General features: G+C 37.6%; 20 protein-coding genes. 15 read left to right on the plus strand and 5 right to left on the minus strand.

The features are described 5' to 3' along the window. Positions 1 to 61: 61 nt before the first annotated feature. From NH288_RS06415 to ftsH, 12 genes are all read left to right on the plus strand, one after another. Positions 62 to 1,270 carry a CinA family nicotinamide mononucleotide deamidase-related protein gene (locus NH288_RS06415; protein WP_265214027.1) on the plus strand — a complete coding sequence of 403 codons (1,209 nt, stop codon included), beginning with the start codon at positions 62 to 64 and terminating at the stop codon, positions 1,268 to 1,270. After that, positions 1,248 to 2,108: a ParA family protein gene (locus NH288_RS06420; RefSeq protein ID WP_265214029.1), complete on the plus strand. Its 861-nt coding sequence runs from the start codon at positions 1,248 to 1,250 to the stop codon at positions 2,106 to 2,108. The genes NH288_RS06415 and NH288_RS06420 overlap by 23 nt, the downstream gene beginning before the upstream one ends. Continuing rightward, positions 2,105 to 3,040, plus strand: coding sequence for a ParB/RepB/Spo0J family partition protein (locus NH288_RS06425; protein WP_265214030.1), 936 nt, complete (start codon positions 2,105 to 2,107; stop codon positions 3,038 to 3,040). The genes NH288_RS06420 and NH288_RS06425 overlap by 4 nt, the downstream gene beginning before the upstream one ends. Beyond that, positions 3,033 to 3,593 carry a cyclodeaminase/cyclohydrolase family protein gene (locus NH288_RS06430; protein WP_265214055.1) on the plus strand — a complete coding sequence of 187 codons (561 nt, stop codon included), beginning with the start codon at positions 3,033 to 3,035 and terminating at the stop codon, positions 3,591 to 3,593. Before NH288_RS06425 ends, NH288_RS06430 begins: the two co-directional genes overlap by 8 nt. Beyond that, entirely contained in the window at positions 3,590 to 4,063 is a 474-nt protein-coding gene (locus tag NH288_RS06435; protein ID WP_265214032.1) for a DUF4446 family protein, read from the plus strand. Before NH288_RS06430 ends, NH288_RS06435 begins: the two co-directional genes overlap by 4 nt. Before the next feature lie 76 nt (positions 4,064 to 4,139). Then, positions 4,140 to 5,165 carry a phosphate acetyltransferase gene (pta, locus tag NH288_RS06440; protein ID WP_265214034.1) on the plus strand — a complete coding sequence of 342 codons (1,026 nt, stop codon included), beginning with the start codon at positions 4,140 to 4,142 and terminating at the stop codon, positions 5,163 to 5,165. 62 nt (positions 5,166 to 5,227) lie between these two features. Further along, on the plus strand, positions 5,228 to 6,613 hold the full coding sequence (locus NH288_RS06445; RefSeq protein WP_265214036.1) for a DUF1538 domain-containing protein: 1,386 nt from the start codon (positions 5,228 to 5,230) through the stop codon (positions 6,611 to 6,613). Between the two features lies 1 nt (position 6,614). Continuing rightward, the gene (locus tag NH288_RS06450) at positions 6,615 to 7,211 is read left to right on the plus strand and encodes a transcriptional regulator (RefSeq protein WP_265214037.1); all 597 of its coding nucleotides are present in this window, start codon (positions 6,615 to 6,617) and stop codon (positions 7,209 to 7,211) included. Between the two features lie 9 nt (positions 7,212 to 7,220). After that, positions 7,221 to 7,529, plus strand: coding sequence for a thioredoxin (gene trxA, locus NH288_RS06455; RefSeq protein ID WP_265214039.1), 309 nt, complete (start codon positions 7,221 to 7,223; stop codon positions 7,527 to 7,529). Then, positions 7,529 to 8,386, plus strand: a complete 858-nt coding sequence (locus NH288_RS06460; protein WP_265214040.1) for an NAD(P)/FAD-dependent oxidoreductase — start codon at positions 7,529 to 7,531, stop codon at positions 8,384 to 8,386. The genes trxA and NH288_RS06460 overlap by 1 nt, the downstream gene beginning before the upstream one ends. A 96-nt stretch (positions 8,387 to 8,482) precedes the next feature. Next, positions 8,483 to 8,953 (plus strand): MarR family winged helix-turn-helix transcriptional regulator, encoded by a 471-nt coding sequence (locus NH288_RS06465; RefSeq protein ID WP_106461269.1) that lies wholly within the window; start codon positions 8,483 to 8,485, stop codon positions 8,951 to 8,953. Then, positions 8,950 to 10,971 carry an ATP-dependent zinc metalloprotease FtsH gene (ftsH, locus tag NH288_RS06470; RefSeq protein WP_265214043.1) on the plus strand — a complete coding sequence of 674 codons (2,022 nt, stop codon included), beginning with the start codon at positions 8,950 to 8,952 and terminating at the stop codon, positions 10,969 to 10,971. The genes NH288_RS06465 and ftsH overlap by 4 nt, the downstream gene beginning before the upstream one ends. 225 nt (positions 10,972 to 11,196) lie before the next feature. Here the strand turns inward: ftsH and NH288_RS06475 are convergent, their stop codons facing one another. Genes NH288_RS06475 through larE form a run of 5 tightly spaced genes read right to left on the minus strand, consistent with a single transcriptional unit; the run spans position 11,197 to position 14,248 of the window. After that, positions 11,197 to 11,397, minus strand: a complete 201-nt coding sequence (locus tag NH288_RS06475; RefSeq protein ID WP_265214044.1) for a DUF4177 domain-containing protein — start codon at positions 11,395 to 11,397, stop codon at positions 11,197 to 11,199. Positions 11,398 to 11,426: 29 nt separating this feature from the next. After that, on the minus strand, positions 11,427 to 11,792 hold the full coding sequence (locus NH288_RS06480; RefSeq protein WP_265214045.1) for a LarC family nickel insertion protein: 366 nt from the start codon (positions 11,790 to 11,792) through the stop codon (positions 11,427 to 11,429). Positions 11,793 to 11,833: 41 nt separating this feature from the next. Beyond that, on the minus strand, positions 11,834 to 12,652 hold the full coding sequence (locus tag NH288_RS06485; RefSeq protein WP_265214046.1) for a LarC family nickel insertion protein: 819 nt from the start codon (positions 12,650 to 12,652) through the stop codon (positions 11,834 to 11,836). A gap of 1 nt (position 12,653) precedes the next feature. Beyond that, on the minus strand, positions 12,654 to 13,412 hold the full coding sequence (larB, locus tag NH288_RS06490) for a nickel pincer cofactor biosynthesis protein LarB (protein ID WP_265214047.1): 759 nt from the start codon (positions 13,410 to 13,412) through the stop codon (positions 12,654 to 12,656). Beyond that, positions 13,409 to 14,248, minus strand: coding sequence for an ATP-dependent sacrificial sulfur transferase LarE (gene larE / locus NH288_RS06495; protein WP_265214049.1), 840 nt, complete (start codon positions 14,246 to 14,248; stop codon positions 13,409 to 13,411). Before larE ends, larB begins: the two co-directional genes overlap by 4 nt. Before the next feature lie 231 nt (positions 14,249 to 14,479). On the opposite strand from larE, the gene sppA reads away from it, so the two are divergent. The 3 genes from sppA (at position 14,480) to NH288_RS06510 (ending at position 18,641) form a co-directional block, all read left to right on the plus strand. Then, positions 14,480 to 15,463, plus strand: a complete 984-nt coding sequence (gene sppA, locus NH288_RS06500) for a signal peptide peptidase SppA (protein WP_265214051.1) — start codon at positions 14,480 to 14,482, stop codon at positions 15,461 to 15,463. After that, complete coding sequence (locus NH288_RS06505) at positions 15,453 to 15,926, plus strand: RDD family protein (protein WP_265214052.1); 474 nt, start codon at positions 15,453 to 15,455, stop codon at positions 15,924 to 15,926. The genes sppA and NH288_RS06505 overlap by 11 nt, the downstream gene beginning before the upstream one ends. Before the next feature lie 186 nt (positions 15,927 to 16,112). Then, the gene (locus NH288_RS06510; protein ID WP_265214053.1) at positions 16,113 to 18,641 is read left to right on the plus strand and encodes a ribonucleoside-diphosphate reductase subunit alpha; all 2,529 of its coding nucleotides are present in this window, start codon (positions 16,113 to 16,115) and stop codon (positions 18,639 to 18,641) included. Positions 18,642 to 18,963: the final 322 nt, after the last annotated feature.

The following is an 18,963-nucleotide window of genomic DNA, read 5'->3' on the forward strand; positions in this document are numbered from 1 at the left end:
ATAAGCTTATGAAGTAAAATATAAGTATAAAAGTTTCACGTGAAACATTAAGGTGGTTATAATGAAAGCTATAATTTATTCGGTAGGTACAGAAATCCTACTAGGATCAATATTAGATACAAATTCTAAATTTATTGCAGAAAGGCTCCAGGACCTGGGCATAAATTTATATAAGATGGAAACCATAGGTGATAATCCGGATAGACTTTATCAAGGGCTTAAGGAAGCTGATGGAGTCTATGACTATATATTTATAACAGGTGGCCTTGGACCGACAGAAGATGACATTACAAAAGAAGTGGCAGTAAAAGTCTGCGGGCTTGAAGATGAGATGGTCCTTGACCCATATTCCTATGAAGAACTTAGGAGATATTTTGAAAATAAAAATAAGGCTATGGAAGTTAATAGAAAACAAGCCGTATTTCCTAAGTCAGCGGTGATTTTAAAAAATACCCAAGGGACAGCACCAGGTTGCATCTTAGAATCAAAAAATAAGTCTAAGTACATACTTATGCCTGGGCCACCAAACAAGATGAGAAATATGTTTGATACGGAAGTAACACCGAAGCTTGTAACAGATAGGCATATAAGGTCTATAAACTGCAAGATAGGTCTTCTTGGAGAATGGGATGTGGCTAGCAGGATTGACCTTTCTGGAACTGACCCAACCATAAGCCCTTATGCCAAGAGTAGCGGTGTAGAGCTAAGGATAACAGCTTCTGGTCCTGATGAAGAAAGCCTAAATAAGTCTTTAGAAAGAGGACTAAAAAGTGTGAAAGATGCTTTTGAAGGCCTAGTTATAACTACTGATGATAGGGCTCGTGAATCAGTCTTAATAGATGAGCTGAGAAATAAGAGAGAGACAGTCTCAACTGCTGAATCAATAACGGGAGGCTTAATTGCAAGCTCTATTATAGATATAAGCGGGGCAAGCGATGTGCTTAAGGAATCTTTTGTGACTTATTCTAATGAAGCTAAGCATAGAATATTAGGTGTTTCATATGAAACAATCGACAAGTACGACGTGGTGAGCAAGGAAGTTGTAAGCGAGATGCTCGATGGACTTGATTCTGACCTAAGAATAGCCACATCTGGTTACGCTCATTTGGGAGTAGCCTATGTAGGAGTCTCCTATAAAGGAAAAAAATATATAAAGCAGGTAAAGGTCAAGGGTGAACGTAACAAGGTAAGACGTGTGTGCAAGAATAAAGCCATTGACATGAGTATTTTAATAGTAAGAGGTGTATATGAAGATTATATCAGTTTTTAATCAAAAGGGAGGAGTAGGAAAAACTACTACAGTTGTAAACCTGGCAGTAGCCCTTGCCTACCTAGACAAGAAGGTTTTAGTAATAGATATGGATCCCCAAGCCAATGCCACAACAGGCTTGGGAATAGATAAAAATAAGGTTGAGACATCTATCTATGACTTGTTTTATTTTACAAGTCCTGAAGATGAAAAAGCAGAAGTGACCGCAGGTGATATAGCAGAAGATAATACTGAAGAAGAAAAAACAGTTGAAGAAAATCCAGAAGAGTCTTTAGAAAATATAGATAAGTATATAATAAAGACAAAATCTGGCGTAGACTTAATTCCTTCAGAAAATTCTCTTTCAGGTCTTGAAGTTGAGCTTGTAGAGCTTGACCCAGTAGAAAGAACCCAGAAGCTTAAGACAATTTTAGGGGCTATAAAGACCGAGTATGACTTTATCCTCATAGACTTACCACCTTCTCTAGGACTCTTATCAATAAATGCTCTAGTAGGATCAAATTCTATAATAATTCCAATACAGACAGAATACTATGCTCTTGAGGGAGTAAGCGAACTTATGAATACTTTTGAGCTTGTGAAAGAATCTCTAAATAAGGACTTATATGTAGAAGGAGTCCTACTATCTATGTTTGATAAGAGAACAAAACTTGCTTATGAAGTAGTTGAAGAAGTAAAGAAATATTTCAAAAATAGGGTCTTTATGACAATGATACCTAGAAATGTAAAACTTGCTGAAGCCCCATCCCATGGCAAGTCAGCGGTAGAATATGATCCAAAAAGCCAGGGAGCTATGGCCTACATCAGCCTAGCTCAAGAAATATCGGAGGACGTATGAATAAGAAAAGAAGCCTAGGCAGGGGCCTATCATCTCTTATACCTGATGCTAAAGATACAAATCATGAAGGCAGGATAATAAAGGTCTCTCTTGATAAGATTAAGGCTAGGGAAGGCCAGCCAAGAAAAACTTTTGACCAAAAGGGTCTGGAAGATTTGGCAAGGTCAATAAAGGAATATGGCCTTTTAAATCCAATAAGCCTATCAAAAGCTGGTGACCATTACGAAATTCTAGCAGGAGAGCGTAGGTATAGGGCAAGCATATTAAATGGAGCTACTGAAATAGAAGCCATAATCAAAGACTATGAAGATAAGGATATAGAAATTTTATCACTTATAGAAAATGTCCAAAGGGAAGATTTATCTTCTATAGAAGAAGCCACAGCTTACAAGAAGCTTTATGAAACATATAACTTAACCCAAGATCAGATAGCAGAAAAGATGGGTAAGTCCAGGTCCTATATAGCAAATACCATGAGGCTATTAAAGCTAGAAGATTCTGAAAAAGAAGCTCTAAATAAGGGTGAAATTTCATCATCACAAGCCAGAAGCCTTCTTTCTTTAAAAGATGAGGATGATAGAAAAAAGGCTCTTGAAGATTATAAAAATAACAAAACTGTCGTAAGGGAAGTAGAAGAACTATCCAGAGCGAAGGCTGATAAGCCTAGTAAAGAAGAAAGTCCAAAAACTATAGAAAACGAAAAGCACAAGGGTAAATATTTAGACCTAAGCAAGGATACTAAAGATACTAAGGAAGAAAAGCTACCAAACCTTGACCAACTCCTCTTTGATGACTTTGAAGAAAAATTCATGGATAAGCTTTCAACCAAAGTATCTATAAAGAAGGATAAGGATACTTATAGGCTAGTAATAGATTGCTATTCTATAGAAGATTTGGAAAATATTTATAAGAGGCTTGGTGAAGATGATTAATTCTTATTCGATTGAGAAACTCTTAGGAGAGATTAGAAGGCCAAGTGCAAACCCAGGCGGTGGAGCTCTTGTAATAATGATTGCTAATATGGCAGTAAATCTAATCTTTATGATGGATAAGAAGGACTACGGGGCTAAGAATGATCAGGCAAATGTTTCACGTGAAACATTAAATCATATCTCAGACCTACTAACAGACCTTGCTGATGAAGATATAAAATATGCGACAATCTTGGTAGATAAGTGCATAAAAGAAAAAAATGTCGATGAAAAATATTTTATAGATGCTGCAAGGCCACAAATTAAGCTAAATACCCTAATCTTAGAGGCTATGAAGCATTTAGGATTTTTTCTAGAAAATGGAAAATCTTATACAATTTCAGATGGGGAGATTGCAAATATCCTCCTTAAGGCTGCAATTGATGCAAGCCTACCAACAATTGATATAAATTTAAATCAAACAAATTTTAAGTATAATATAGATGAAGTAAAAAGTGAAGCTGAAAAGCTTTATGTAAAAAATCTAATTATCATAGAAAGAAGGAAATCTTGACAGGATTATATATAGGAATGGGATGCTTGGCACTTGTCGTAGTCATACAATTTGCCATGATTAAGTCCCTACAAAATAGAACACGCAGACAAAAACAAAGATACGATCACCTCCTAAGAGGTAATGATCCAGATGTAAACATAGAAGAGCTATTAAATAGGCTAAATGACCAGATAGAATCATCCCACAAGGAGCTAAAAAATATAAATAAAACAGCAGCAGATGCAAAAGATACAACAATGGGCGCTGTAAGCAATATATCTACAGTTCACTTCGATGCCTTTGAAGGACAAAGCAGAGAACTTTCTTTCTGTTTATGTATGCTTGATAATTTTCATAATGGAATTATCCTAACTAGTCTATATGGAGATAACACTTCAAACGTCTATTTAAAGGAAGTTGTAAGCGGTAAGGCTAGGGAGGAATTATCTGAGGCTGAAGAAGAGGCTTTAAAAAAGGCTAAAAGATAAAAAATAACTAGCAATTTAATATATTTTACAATATAATATTAGTAATAAAATTAAGTATAAAAATTAGGAGGACTTAATGGCACAAGTAGGTATTTTAGATCAAGCGATAAAAACTATAGAAGGAAAAAACCTTACCATTGTCTTACCAGAAGGTAAAGACGAGAGAGTTTTGGAAGCAGCTATTAGACACCAAGAAGAAGGTTTATTACAACCAATCGTATTAGGTGACCAAGGAGAAATCCAAAAAACAGCCGACAAATTAGGCAAGAGCATATCTAATATAAAGATATTAAATCCAGAAACATTTGAAAAATTTGATGAATTGGTTGATTCTTTTGCAGAAATTAGAAAAGGAAAAATAGACAGAGAAGAAGCAGAATTTATCCTAAGAAGAGATTTAAACTACTTCGGTGTTATGCTTGTTAAATCAGGTTATGCAGATGGTCTTGTATCAGGTGCAATCCATACAACAGCAGACACTATTAGACCTGCCCTACAAATTATAAGAACCAAACCTGGTCAAAAGAGAGTATCAGGTGTTATGGTAATGTTAGGACCAAACGGTGAACAATTAGTATTTGCAGATACTGCAGTAAATATAACCCTAGAAGCTGATGAGCTTGCAGAAGTTGCAGTAGAAACAAGCCACACTGCTAAATCATTTGGTATCGACCCATATGTAGCACTTTTATCATTCTCAACCCTAGGCTCTGCTCACCATGACCTAGCTACAAAGGTTGCAAGAGCTACAGCAATAGCAAGAGACCTTGACCCAGAATTAAGAGTAGAAGGAGAAATCCAATTTGATGCAGCAATAGATCCAAAAACAGCTGCTAATAAGGCACCAAAATCAGATGTAGCTGGTAAGTGTAATGTATTTATCTTCCCAGACCTACAAGCAGGAAACATCGGTTATAAAATAGCACAAAGACTTGGCGGTTACAAAGCCCTAGGACCAATACTCCAAGGACTAAATGCACCAGTTAACGACCTTTCAAGAGGTTGTTCAGCTCAAGATGTATATGAAATAGCTATTATAACAGCAATGCAAGCATCAGAAAGAGCAAGAGAAGCAGCAGAAAGAGCCGCTTCAAGCAAATAAGAAAATATATAAGGGCAATCTTTTTGGATTGCTCTTTTTTTATAAACATTTAAAGAAGAAAGGTGAGGATTATATTTTTAGAAGAAATTAAAAACACATCCAAGTCCGTAATACCCATAGCCATCCTAGTAGTGGTCCTGAACCTCTTTGTGGGAGTGGAAACTAAGCTACTAATCAACTTTTTTATAGGATGTATGGGAGTAATTCTTGGCCTGGGAGTATTTCTAACAGGAGTAGAGATTTCAATTTCAGAAATTGGATCTATGATGGGAGATTTTATAGCAAGGTTTGATAAGATAGCAAAAGTGGTTATCTTTGGTATTTTTATTGGCTTTACAATTTCAGTTGCAGAACCTGATTTGCTGATTCTTGCTAATGAAGTAACAAGTGCTGTGGGAATTTCTGCCCAAATTATTGTTATGATCATATCCTTGGGAGTGGGAATGATGATTTCCCTAGGCTTATTTAGGATATTTAAGGAAATAAGCTTATCAAATATGATGTGGGCATTATATATTACAGTCTTCGTCCTAATGATATTTACAGATGATGTGGGTCATGCAATTGCCTTTGATGCATCAGGGGCTACAACAGGAGCTATGACCACACCCTTTATAATTGCCCTAGGCCTAGGGGTGGCATCCCTTAAGGGCGAGAGGACTGAGGATGATTCCTTTGGCCTAGTAGGTCTTGCATCAACAGGTCCTATACTTGCAGGACTTATCATGAGTTTATTTTCTAAGGGAGGAGATGTCCTAATCGAAGAAGCTGCTCATAGGTCGGCCCTATATAGTGGTTTTATTAATTCTACCTTTGCTATAGTGCCAATTGCTCTCGTCTTTTATATAATGAATTTTTTATATTTTAAGGTAGAAAAAGATGAGCTCAGAAGAATCAGCATAGGAATGCTTTATACCTATCTTGGCCTTATAGTATTTTTGACAAGTGTTGAAGGCGGCTTTATGGAGCTTGCAAGAGTCATGGGCGAAGGCCTTGCCGATTCCAAATTCCTCCCTCTAATAGGTTTTGTACTTGGGCTTTTGGTAGTCTTGGCAGAGCCAGCCGTATCCGTTCTTGCCGAGCAGGTAGAGGATGTAACTGGTGGTTCTATACCAAGGAAAAATATCCTAGTAGCCCTATCTATAGGGGTTGCCTTTGCGGTGATGCTTGTCATCTTTAGGATAAGAATCGATGGTTTTGCCCTATGGATGCTAATTGTACCAGGCTTTTTACTTTCCCTAATCCTATCAAGGAGGGTTGACCAAATCTTTGTTGGTATAGCCTTTGACTCAGGCGGGGTAGCCTCAGGGCCAATGACAGCCACCTTTATTTTGGCCTTTTGCCAGGGAGTTGCTGGAAATATAGCTGATGGCTTCGGGGTAATCGCCTTTGTAGCCATGATGCCGGTTTTGACCATTATGATAATGGGTAACTTATATAGGAGATAAGATGCAATTTTTAAGAATAGTTCTTCCGAGAGGGAAGGGATCAGGATTTATGAAAATTCTACAAGACCATGGGGCAAGTGCTATTTCATGTTTTTATGGAGAAGGATCAGCACCAAGCCACATCCTAAATTCCCTAGCCATTGATAAGACCAAGAAGGAAGTAGTGGTCGGTCTAATAGAGGAAGATATAGCAGGTAAAATTATTGAGAAAATTTCAGATAAGCTTAAGTCTGTAAATACAGCTATAGCTTATTCGACAGCTTTAGAGGGAGAAAATAAGATGGAATATGTATGTTTGTATGTCATAGTGGATAGACATATGGGCCAAAAAGCCATCCACATAGCTCAGGACAATGGAGCAAGGGGTGCAACTGTCATCCATGGCAGGGGCGCAGGAGAAGAAATAAAGGGCAGGATATTCTTTAATATGAATATAGAGCCTGAAAAAGACATGGTAGTAATGCTAATTAAAAAAGACCTTGAAGAAAAAATTACAGCAGAAATATATAAGCAGATGGATTTGGAAGTACCTGGAAAGGGTATAATATATTCTGTACCAGTAAACCACGTAGCAGGACTAGTGGAACAAAACAATTAAGGAGCAATAATGAAACAATTAGATACATTTGAATTTAGAGAGCATGTAGAAAATGGAAGTGGCCTTTGCCTAGTAGATTTTTCTGCAACTTGGTGTGGCCCATGCAAGATGCAAACACCAATCCTTGAAGAATTGGCAGATGAGGTTGACTATAAAATATATAAGCTAGATGTGGATGAATCTAACGAAATAGCTGCCCAATACAATGTAAATGCTGTACCAAGCCTTTTTATATTTAAAGATGGTATCCTAAAACAAAACCTAGTGGGCTTTCACACCAAAGATGCCATAATAGAGGAAATGAGTAAATTCATATAATGAGATATGATATTGCAATAATCGGCGCAGGTCCTGCAGGACTTAGCGCCGCTTTAAATTCTAAGGTGAGAAACAAGTCAGTAATAATTTTTGGGACCGATTCAAAAAAAATTACACAGACTAGGTCCATCAGAAATTACCTGGGCTTTGGGGAAATAAGTGGCAAAGACTTAAATGAAAATTTCAAAAAGTCCCTTGCGGGATATCCTTTAGAAAGGTCGAGTAAGAGAGTAAAAACAGTCTATGCCATGGGCAAGTATTTTGCGCTAGAGATAGAAAATGAAGATATGATGATAGAAGCATCATCTGTAATAATTGCCACAGGCATAGAGCTTGCAAGAGATTTAGAAAATGAAGAGAAATTTTTTGCAAGGGGTGTCAATTATTGTGCAACCTGCGATGCAGCTTTATATAGAGGCAAGAAAGTTGTAATAATAGGCTACAACCAAGAATCGATTGAAGATGCAAATTTTACATCAGAAATAGTTGGAAAAGTAACCTTTGTTAACATGACAAAAAATGAAGTAAAACTTAATGATTCTATAGAAGTTATAGAAGGAGAAATCCCATTAGGCTTTGAGGGAGAAGATCATGCAGATAAGCTCATCTTTAAGTCAGGCAAGGAAATTGAGGCAGATGGATTTTTTATAATAAAAGACTCATCCAAGCCTGAAAGACTTATCCCATCAATAAAGCTAGATGGAAACCACATCCTGGTAAATAGGGACCTTGAGACAAGTATCAAGGGGCTTTTTGCAGCAGGAGATATCACTGGCAAGCCTTATCAAATAGCCAAGGCTGTAGGTGAGGGCCAGATAGCAGGCCTTAATGCAGCAAGCTATCTTTCAAGCTTATAAGACTCTCTATGATATTAAATGTAAAATATAGACTTTTTATAAAAAAGCAGTTTAATATAGGTAGTGAAAACACTGTAAAAAGAAATGGAGGAGAACGTGGCAACAGAACACATAGATTTTTTTGAATTTAACAATACAATCTTCTCTTTGATTAGAGAGATTTCACATAAAATAGACCTACTATTGACAGAAACAGCAAATAAGCTAGATCTTACTCCCCTACAGATTAAGATCATAATCGCCCTATTTTCAAGCGATCAAGACGTATCCATTGGCAGCCTTGGCAAGACTATAGGAGTAACTGGGGGCAATATCTCAAATATTTGCAAAAAATTAGAGAAAAAAGGCTTTGTTGTTAGAAAAAGAAGCGAAGCTGATGAAAGAGTAGTAAACGTTGAGCTAACTGAAGAGGGAATCAAGGCAAGCCATGTGGTTGGCGAATATTTTGATAAAATCAGAAAAGATTTCCCAGATGATATGGTAGATTTAAACCTTGAAACCATAGTCTCAGAGCTTAGAGAATTAGACGTATTACTTGATAAGTATATATCAAGGAGAAGTATATGAATCAAAAAGGAAAGAAAAATAGACCCTTAATCTACTATTGGATAGGGGCTTTAATAGTATATTTTATTTTTAGTTTCCTCTTTAATCCGATTGCCAAAAACGACGGAGCTAAGGAAGTAAACTACAGTCAATTTGTATCAATGATCGAAAATGATCAGGTAACAGAAGTAAGCAAGGATAATTTAAAATACACCTTCAAGGCTAAGGTAGATGGCAAAGAAAAAACCTACCAAACAGGTCTTTGGGAAGATACAGACCTAACAGAAAGACTCCTTGCAGCCAAAAAAAGAAATGATAAGCTAGAGTTTGGAAAAGACATAGAAACAAGGATGAACCCTTACCTAGCAGTCTTCCTCCAAAGTATCCTTCCGCTTATCTTTATAATGGTAATCTTCTACTTCGCATCAAGGTCTTTATCAAAGACTATGGGTGGCAGAGGTGGAGCTGATTTCATGAACTTTGGCAAGTCCAATGCTAAGGTCTACATGGAAAATGAAACAGGCAAGACCTTTAAGGATGTGGCAGGCCAGGAAGAAGCCAAAGAAAGCCTAAGCGAAATAGTAGACTTCTTGCACAATCCTAGAAAATACAAGGAAATTGGAGCTAGAGTTCCAAAGGGAGTTCTTTTAGTAGGCCCTCCAGGAACAGGTAAGACCCTCCTTGCCCAAGCAGTAGCAGGTGAGGCCAAGGTACCATTCTTCTCTATATCAGGATCTGAATTTGTAGAGATGTTTGTAGGTATGGGAGCATCTAAGGTAAGAGACTTATTCAAGCAAGCCAAGGAAAAGGCCCCATGTATAGTCTTTATAGATGAGATAGATGCCATAGGTAAAAAGCGTGATGTTTCAGGATATTCAGGCAATGACGAACGTGAACAAACCCTAAACCAACTCCTAAACGAGATGGATGGTTTTGATGCGACAGAGGGAGTAGTATTACTTGCTGCAACCAACAGACCAGAAATCCTAGACCCAGCCCTAAAAAGACCGGGAAGGTTTGATAGGCAAGTCCAAGTAGAACTTCCAGACCTAAAGGGCCGTGAAGACATCCTAAAAGTCCACGCAAAGAAAATTAAAAAAGAAGAAAATATCGATTACGAAGAAATAGCAAAAAGAACTGCTGGAACATCCGGAGCAGATCTTGCAAATATAGTAAACGAAGGTGCCCTAAGAGCTGTAAGAGAAGGCAGAAACAAGCTAAGCCAAGAAGACCTAGAAGAATCAATCGAAACAGTAATAGCAGGAATGCAAAAGAAAAATGCTGTAATTTCAGATGATCAAAAGAAAATCATAGCCTACCATGAAGTGGGCCATGCCCTAGTAGCAGCCATCCAAACCCACAAGACACCAGTCACAAAGATAACCATAGTCCCAAGAACAGGCGGGGCCCTAGGTTATACCATGACAGTAGATAAGGATGAGAAATATATTATGACCAAGCAAGAGCTATTTGATGAAATAGTAACCCTTGCAGGAGGTAGGTCAGCAGAAGAGCTAATCTTTAACACCAAGACAACAGGTGCCTCAAATGATATAGAAAGAGCTACAGCTATAGCTAGAAACATGGTAACAATCTATGGTATGGATGAAGACTTTGACTTCATGCAACTAGAACAAATCCAAGGCCGCTACCTAGGTGGTCAAAGAGCCATGATAGTATCAAATGGTACAGGCAATAAGATAGATGAAAAGGTAGGAATAATAATAGCAAATGCTCACATGAGAGCTATAGAAATCCTAAAAGATAACATCGACAAACTCCACGAAATCTCAGACTTCTTATTAAAAGAAGAAACCATCACAGGTGAAGAATTCATGGAAATCTTAGAAGGAAAGAAAAATAAAGAAGTAAGCGAAGAAAAAATCGCAGACAATACCGATGTAGATGTCAAAGACTTAGAAAATTCTAAAGAGAATATAAAAGAAGAAAATCCACAAGAAGGTCCAAAAGAGGATGAAAAAGTGGAAGAAGATAAGGAAAATAAGAGATTTATAGACTTATCAGGCGATGAAGAATAAGAAAAACCGGCCATTTGGTCGGTTTTTTGCTTGGAAAATTACTTTTAATGATTTAAAATTTTAAAAATTAACAGGGTTAATAGATTTCTATAAGTTAAATTTATTTAATTGAGATAAGAGGAAGTTCTCAGATTCTCTAGATTATAATTTTATAGAAAATATTTCATCAAAAAAAATTAACAAGCAAAAAGAGCTGTTATCAAGCCAGCTCTTTTACAAATCCTTTCAACCAATAACCTTAAAAACCAAAGTATAATTAAGAGAAGCATAGGATGACCATTTTTCATTGGTTACTGGGACTATCTGAACGAGTTCCCAGCCTTCCTTTGCTTTTTCATTGATGATTTCCTTGCATTTTTCAAAGGTATCTGTCTTTCCTGCCTTAAGGCCTCCCTCAAAAGGGACTTCGATAAATTCGTATCTCATAAGCTGCCTCCTAGTATTTTTATACCCACTTATAGGTATTTTAGGATGTCGTAGGCTTCTTTTAGGGAGATATTTTCATCTTTTGCTAGGGTCTTGGCGGATTCGTATTCTGGATAGGTGAAGATTTTATCTTTATAGCTAACTTGCTTTGCAAGGTAGTCCTTGCCCTTATAAGAGATTTTGATAATTTCTCTATCTAAAACTGTCCTGTCTAGGTCAAATTTCCTTACACCGATGCTTGTGGTTTGGGTAAAGATTATATCTTCTATAGCTTCTTCATCCTCTGCCTTATAAATTACTGATAATTTATAGGCTGGGCGGTTTTTCTTCATAAAGATTGGAGAAAAGTAGCAATCAAGTGCCACTTCCATAATTTTTTCTAAGGTGAATGCCAAAAGCTCCCCGCTTTGGTCATCTATATTTGTTTCAAGCAGTTTTACAGTTTTTTTTTATCTATTTCAATTTCCATGACCCTTAGGATATTGGTTGACTTTTCAAAGTCTTTGTTGCCAGCTCCTAGGCCGATTTTTTTGATTTTAAAGCTTGTTGGGGCTTTTTTATAGAAATATTTGACTATGGCAGCTCCAGTTGGGGTTATGTGTTCGCCCTCTTCTCCTATAAAATTAAGATTTATATCAGAATCAGCTAGGATATTTGCCACAGCTGGTACAGGTATTGGCATTGGGCCGTGGGCACACATTTGGTAGCCGGAACCCTCATAGAGGTCTGAGAAGTAAATATTTTCTACTCCCAGGTCATCAAGAAGGATTGCTACTCCTACTATATCTATGATTGAATCAACAGCTCCGACTTCGTGGAAGTGGACCTCTGTTTTATCAATGCCGTGGGCCACAGCTTCTGCATCTGCTATTATATCAAAGATACCGAGGGTATTTTTCTTGATATTATCATTGAGGTCTGAGTCTTCTATGATTTTTCTAATATCTTCTATATTTCTGTGGACGTGGTCGTGGTGATGGTGGTGGTCATGTGTGTGTTCGTGGTCATGATCGTGATGGTGGTGATGGTCGTTATCGCCATGATGATGATCATGGTGGTGACCTTCTAGGATGACATCAAAATTATAGGCATCTATGCCATTTTTCTTGACTCTTTCAAAGACAAGTTCGTAGCCATCAAGCTTTAGAGATTTGATGCCTTCGACTAATTTTTCCTTGCTAGCTCCCAAATCTAGGAGGGCTCCTATGGTCATGTCTCCTGCTATGCCTGAATACATTTCAAAATATAGGTCCATTTTAATTTCCTTTCGCTATTAATTTATTTATTTGACAGGCTGCGTAGGCTGCTCCGTAGCCATTGTCTATATTTACAACGCTAACTCCCTCTGCACAAGAATTTATCATGGAAAGAAGGGCGGTGATTCCGCCAAGATTTGCCCCATATCCAACTGAGGTTGGGACAGCTATGATTGGCTTATCTACAAGGCCTGCAAGGACTGTAGCCAGGGCTGCTTCCATGCCGGCTATGGCTATTATAACATTGGCTTTTTTTATATCTTCTATCTTATCAAGGAGCCTGTGAATGCCTGCAACACCCACATCTGTGTAGGTTTTAACCCTTGCTCCCAAAAATTTTGCTGTAATTTCTGCCTCAAGGAGGACTGGCAAATCGCTTGTGCCTGCACAAACTATGGCAATTTCACCGATTTTTTCTTCTTCCTTACTAAAATCTAGGGAGATAATCCTTGCAAGTTCGTTGTAGGTGACATCATCTACCTTGGCCTTAACTAGGTCAAATTGGTCTTTGCTTGCCCTGGTTCCTATTACAGATTCTTTTTTCTTGGCAAAGGCTTCAAAAATTCTTACCAGGCTTTCATCATCTTTTGATGCACAATAGATGGCCTCAGGAAAGCCCCTTCGAGATTTTCTAGAAAAGTCTATCTTGACAGCATCGCCTACATCTTCATAGCCCTTGTCATTTAGGATTTCAAGAGCTTCTTCATCGCTTATTTTGCCATTTTTTATATCATCAATTAGTTGTTTCTTATCAATCATAGGCTGTACTTATCCTTTTCTTCCTTGGAGAGCTTTATATCCATTGAACCAGACCTAAAACCCTCCATATCAAGGCATATATAGGAATACCCAAGGTCTTTTAGTTTTTTAACAACAAGGTCGTATTCCTTAAAGAACTTAGGGAAGTCTACCTTTTGTATTTCAAGCCTTGCAAGGTCATCGTGGTCCCTTAGTCTAAATTTTTCATAGCCAAGACTTCTTATAAAGCCTTCTGCCGTCTCTAACCTATCTAGATTTTCTTTTTTGATTTGTGTCCCATAAGGAAATCTAGTTAAAAGACAAGGGGCTGATGGCTTTTTGGCCACCCTAAGATCAAGTTCTTCTGCAAGGCGTCTGACATCTGCCTTAGAAAAGCCCGCCTGATTTAGGGGACTTAGAACTCCCAAATCTCTTAGGGCCATAAGTCCTGGCCTATAAACCTTGTGATCGTCTGTATTGGTCCCATCGACAACAGCCCCATAACCTTTCTCTTCCCTTAGCTTTAGGGCTTCGCTAAAGAGGGTTTTCTTGCAATGGTAGCACCTGTCCTTGGAATTGTGGGCGATTTTCTCATTGGTGAGTATGTCAACCTCCCTTATAACTAGGTCTACACCCATTTCTTTGGCTAGCTTTATGGCATTTTCTTCTTCTTCCTTTGTGGTGGACAGGGCCTTAAAAAACATAGCCCTAACATCGTTTTCACATTCCCTATAAAGGCTTGCAAGTTTCATGATGAGGGCTGAATCAACTCCGCCAGAAAAGGCGAGGATAAATTTATCTTTCAAGAGGTCTTTTATGATTTGAATTAGTTTCTCTTTTTTTTCAATATATTTCATAAGTATCCTTTATAAAAAAATAATTAAGCTATATTTTCAGAAAAAATACAGCTTAATTTATGTAGATAGGTCCACATGGACCTATACATAACAATGTAATCGAGTGTTAACGATAATTGTGATGTATATTCATTGTACTTAAAGCTTTTCAAATTGCAATTAACTTGCTTAAGTCTTGATTTGTTTGGGGTATAATAATTCTAGTTAAGATTGAAATATAAAGGAGTTTTTATGAAAAATAACGCAAAAAGATGGATAGCAGTAGGCCTTGCAATTCTTGTCCTAGTCGCTTCCATGTTTATGAAGGACACTAGTGAGAAAAATGAGGCTAAGGGCCTATCTTACCTTAAAGATTTGGGCAAGTCTCAACTTTTTGATCAAGAAATAATCCAAGGAACAAATCCTAGCCAAAAGATAAGAAAAATTTCCCTAGAAGGGGTAATCCAAGGCGATGACAATAGTCAATTTGTAATTGACCAGCTTAAGGAAGCAGCAGATGACCCAACTACAAAGGGAGTAATTCTTGCTGTAAATTCACCAGGTGGTTCTGTCTATGTTTCAGAAAAAATTGCCAAGGAAATTAAAAAACTTAAAGAGATGAAAATCCCGGTTTATTCTGTAATGGAAGAGATGGCTGCATCTGGAGGTTATTATATATCTGCCCCTACAGATAGGATATATGCTTCAAATGAGACCCTCACAGGATCAATCGGTGTAATAATGGGTGGACGTTCCTTCCAAGGTCTTTTTGAAAAATACGGAATCAAGGAGCAAAACGTGGTTTCTGGCAAGATGAAGGACACAGGCACCATGGGTAGAGATTTAAATGATGAAGAAAAAGCCTACCTCCAAGGCCTTGTAGATTCAGCCTTTGGTCGATTTGTAAAAATTGTCTCTGAAGGAAGGAAAATGAGTGAGGCAGATGTTAGAAAGCTTGCCGATGGTAGAGTGTATGATGGTTCTCAAGCTGTTAAAAATGGTCTAGTAGATAAGATTGGCGACATTGACATGGCATTAGATGATATGATTAAGGAAAACAAGCTAGATGACCCACAAGTAGTCGAAAGCTCATTTGCCAACTTTTCTTTCAGACAACTTTTCCAAAAGGTGGAAGACCTTAAGAAATCCTCTTCTGATCTTGCCATCCTAAAGGAATTAATGGAAGAAAATAGACAAGCTCCTATGTATATCTATGGGGGAGTCTATGGAAAATAAGAAGATATATAAGGAAAGAGATTTTGCCTACGCTTACTCATCCTTTGGTATAAGGCTACTTGCCTATATCATCGATATGATGATCGTATCTGCTCTTTTCACCATAATTAAATTTTTCATCCCTCTTGGAGAAGATGCAAAATTCATGGGATTAGGACTTTTGGCAGGTCTTAATACAATCATAAGCCTAGCCTATTTTACAATCACATCCCTAATCACAAGAGGACAATCCCTAGGTAAGATTATAACTGGCCTTAGGGTGGTATCTTTAGATGGTTTTGGCCTATCAAATAGTCAAATACTCATAAGGGAAATTGCAGGAAGATATGTCCAAAATAAATTGATTTTCCTATATGCCCTAGCCCTTTTCACACCCAAAAAGCAAACTTTAATCGACCTTTTCACAGACACAGCTGTCGTGAGGGAAGATGCCTATAGGGATTTATATGCAAAAGAAATTTAGATAAATTTACTTTTTGGGAAATTTATTACTAATAAAACAATAAAAATCATTAAAATAGCACAAAGATAAGCTTTGACGACCTTTGTGCTTTTTTTATCTATATTTCGCACTAGCCACCATATAAGGTATGGTAAGTATAGATTTTGAGAAAATACCACTACATCTAGTAGTTAGTTTGGAGATACAATGAAGATAATTAAAAGAGACGGATCAAAGGTTGACTTCGAGATAGAAAAAATCAAAAGAGCCATAGCAAAGGCATTTATCTCGGTAGACTCATTCATAAGCGATGAGAAATTAGACAGCATAGCCCAAAAAATAAGGGATACCATCAAGAAGAAATTCCCAAAAGACCACACAGTTACAGTAGAAGAAGTCCAAGATCTAGTAGAGCTTGGTCTTATTGATGAAAACTACTACAGAGAGGTAAAATCTTTTATCCTCTACCGTGCCAAGCACAACATGGATAGAAAAGTAATCTACGATTTTAAGGAATATATAGACGATAAGGACCTTATGGAAATAATAGCCAAGGTCCAAAGAGAATTTGATAGCCAAAGATATCCTATAGAAAGTTTGTATTTTAAATTTGAATCATTCACAAAACCAGACATGAATGAAAAACAAATCCTAGAGGCCATCATAAGGGCTGCAAGCGAATTAACAAGCAAGGAAGCTCCAGATTGGGAAATGATTGCAGCCAGATTTTTAGCCTACAAGATGAACCTAGAAATCAAAGAATATGAAGAAAGATATGAGCTTTATGATTTCAAATCAAAGATCAAATTCCTTACAGAAAAGGGTCTTTACGGGTCATACATGCTTAAAAATTACACATCTGATCAAATAGATGAATTAGAAGCCTACCTAGATTATAAAAGAGATGACATCTTTACCTACTCAGGCCTAGACCTAGTAAGGAAGAGATATCTGATAAGAAGCCATGATGGCCATCTCATTGAAAATATCCAGGAAATGTTTATGGGTATTGCCATGCACCTAGCCATTCCAGAAAAGGATAAGATTGGCTTTGCCAAAAGACTCTACGATATATTGTCAAGCCTAAAGGCAACCATGGCCACACCTACTATGACCAATGCTAGAAAGCCATTTAACCAGCTTTCATCATGCTTTATAGAAACTGTTCCAGATACACTTAAGGGCATCTACAGGTCCATAACCAACTTTGCCGAAGTTTCCAAACACGGAGGCGGCATGGGCATGTATTTTGGAAAAGTCAGAGCATCAGGCTCGGACATAAGAGGCTTTGAAGGAGTAGCAGGTGGAGTAATCCGCTGGATAAGACTTGCCAATGACACAGCAGTAGCAGTAGACCAACTTGGAGTAAGGCAGGGAGCAGTTGCAGTTTATCTAGATATTTGGCACAAGGATATGCCAGAATTTTTAGGACTCAGAACAAACAACGGCGATGACAGGATGAAAGCCCACGACGTCTTCCCAGGAGTTTGCGTGCCAGACCTCTTTTGGAGAGAAGTAAGGGATAATATGGAAGGCGATTGGCATATGTTTGACCCACACGAAGTGGAGAAAAAATATGGCAAGGCCATAGAAGATACCTACGGCGAAGAATTTGAAGAATTTTACCATAAGCTAGTAGCTGACAAGGATATATCAAGAAGAATCATGCCAATCAAAGATATGGTAAGATTACTAATCAAATCTTGGTCAGAAACAGGCACTCCATTTATTTTCAATAGAGATCTAGTAAATAAGGCCAATCCAAACAAGCACGCAGGAATGATTTATTCATCAAACCTCTGCACAGAAATTGCCCAAAACATGAGCCCATCAGAAACCATCTCCCAAGAGATAGTCACAGAAAATGGGGAAAAAGTCATAGTAAATAAGACAAGGCCAGGCGACTTTGTAGAATGTAACCTAGCAAGCCTAACCCTAGGAAAGCTTGATGTAAATAATGACCAAGAGCTTGAAGAAACAGTAAGAACAGTAGTAAGGGCCCTAGACAATGTAATAGACCTAAACTACTACCCAACCCCATATGCCCAAGTTACAAACAAAAAATACAGGGCCATAGGCCTAGGCACAAGTGGCTATCACCATATGCTCGTTAAAAACGACATAAGCTGGTCAGATGAAGAAAAACATGCAGCCCTAGCAGATAGGGTCTATGAAGATATAAACTATTATGCCATCAAAGAAAGTGTAGAAATTGCCAAAGAAAAGGGATCATACGAAGTATTTGAAGGCAGTGATTGGCAAAATGGCAACTACTTCACAGACAGAGATTACACAAGCGAAAGATGGATAAAATTAGCCAAAGAAGTAAGGGAAAATGGCCTAAGAAATGGCTACCTAATGGCAGTAGCCCCAACAGGATCAACATCAATAATCTCAGGTACATCAGCCGGAGTAGACCCAATTATGAGTCGCTACTTCCTAGAAGAAAAAAAGGGAGCCATAGTACCAAGAGTAGCCCCAGGCCTAACAACAAAAACCTTCTGGCTCTATGAAAATGCCCACGATATAGACCAAAACATCTCCATGAGAATGGCAGGAGTAAGACAAAGACACATGGACCAAGCCCAATCTGTCAATATCTATATCACAACAGAATACACCATGAGACAAATCCTAAATATCTACATTACAGCTTGGGAAAGTGGAGTAAAAAGCATCTACTATGTAAGAGGTAAATCTCTTGAAGTGGAAGAGTGTGATACCTGCTCCGCTTAGGATTTATCCAAGATAAATATATTTTAGGGGATGATCCCCTAAGACCCTATTTGGGATATGTTTTTTTATGGAAGGGCTCCCAAAAGCCCTCTCTTTTTTTATGCAATATAAATTATTTTTTTTATTATCCAAGATAATATTATTATTTACTTTAATTCTTCGTTACTTTATCACTTAATAAATTATATTTATTTACTATTGAATCTTCGTACCTAGGGGGAACCCAAGGGGGCGGCAGATGCCCCTGTAGGACTCCCCAAAAGTTGTAGCTAGAAAAGAGGCTGCAATGAAAAAATATAGTTTAGAATTAAAGAAAAAAGTA

Source organism: Anaerococcus sp. NML200537, assembly GCF_026131715.1.
In the GTDB taxonomy this organism is placed as follows: Bacteria; Bacillota; Clostridia; order Tissierellales; family Peptoniphilaceae; genus Anaerococcus; species Anaerococcus kampingae.

Bases quoted from the DNA above. Each gene is read 5' to 3' on its own strand.
- NH288_RS06415 (WP_265214027.1), top strand. From the start codon at position 62: ATGAAAGCTATAATTTATTCGGTAGGTACAGAAATCCTACTAGGATCA.
- NH288_RS06420 (WP_265214029.1), top strand. From the start codon at position 1,248: ATGAAGATTATATCAGTTTTTAATCAAAAGGGAGGAGTAGGAAAAACT.
- NH288_RS06425 (WP_265214030.1), top strand. From the start codon at position 2,105: ATGAATAAGAAAAGAAGCCTAGGCAGGGGCCTATCATCTCTTATACCT.
- NH288_RS06430 (WP_265214055.1), top strand. From the start codon at position 3,033: ATGATTAATTCTTATTCGATTGAGAAACTCTTAGGAGAGATTAGAAGG.
- pta (WP_265214034.1), top strand. From the start codon at position 4,140: ATGGCACAAGTAGGTATTTTAGATCAAGCGATAAAAACTATAGAAGGA.
- NH288_RS06450 (WP_265214037.1), top strand. From the start codon at position 6,615: ATGCAATTTTTAAGAATAGTTCTTCCGAGAGGGAAGGGATCAGGATTT.
- trxA (WP_265214039.1), top strand. From the start codon at position 7,221: ATGAAACAATTAGATACATTTGAATTTAGAGAGCATGTAGAAAATGGA.
- NH288_RS06460 (WP_265214040.1), top strand. From the start codon at position 7,529: ATGAGATATGATATTGCAATAATCGGCGCAGGTCCTGCAGGACTTAGC.
- ftsH (WP_265214043.1), top strand. From the start codon at position 8,950: ATGAATCAAAAAGGAAAGAAAAATAGACCCTTAATCTACTATTGGATA.
- NH288_RS06475 (WP_265214044.1), bottom strand. From the start codon at position 11,397: ATGAGATACGAATTTATCGAAGTCCCTTTTGAGGGAGGCCTTAAGGCA.
- NH288_RS06485 (WP_265214046.1), bottom strand. From the start codon at position 12,652: ATGGACCTATATTTTGAAATGTATTCAGGCATAGCAGGAGACATGACC.
- larB (WP_265214047.1), bottom strand. From the start codon at position 13,412: ATGATTGATAAGAAACAACTAATTGATGATATAAAAAATGGCAAAATA.
- larE (WP_265214049.1), bottom strand. From the start codon at position 14,248: ATGAAATATATTGAAAAAAAAGAGAAACTAATTCAAATCATAAAAGAC.
- sppA (WP_265214051.1), top strand. From the start codon at position 14,480: ATGAAAAATAACGCAAAAAGATGGATAGCAGTAGGCCTTGCAATTCTT.
- NH288_RS06505 (WP_265214052.1), top strand. From the start codon at position 15,453: ATGGAAAATAAGAAGATATATAAGGAAAGAGATTTTGCCTACGCTTAC.
- NH288_RS06510 (WP_265214053.1), top strand. From the start codon at position 16,113: ATGAAGATAATTAAAAGAGACGGATCAAAGGTTGACTTCGAGATAGAA.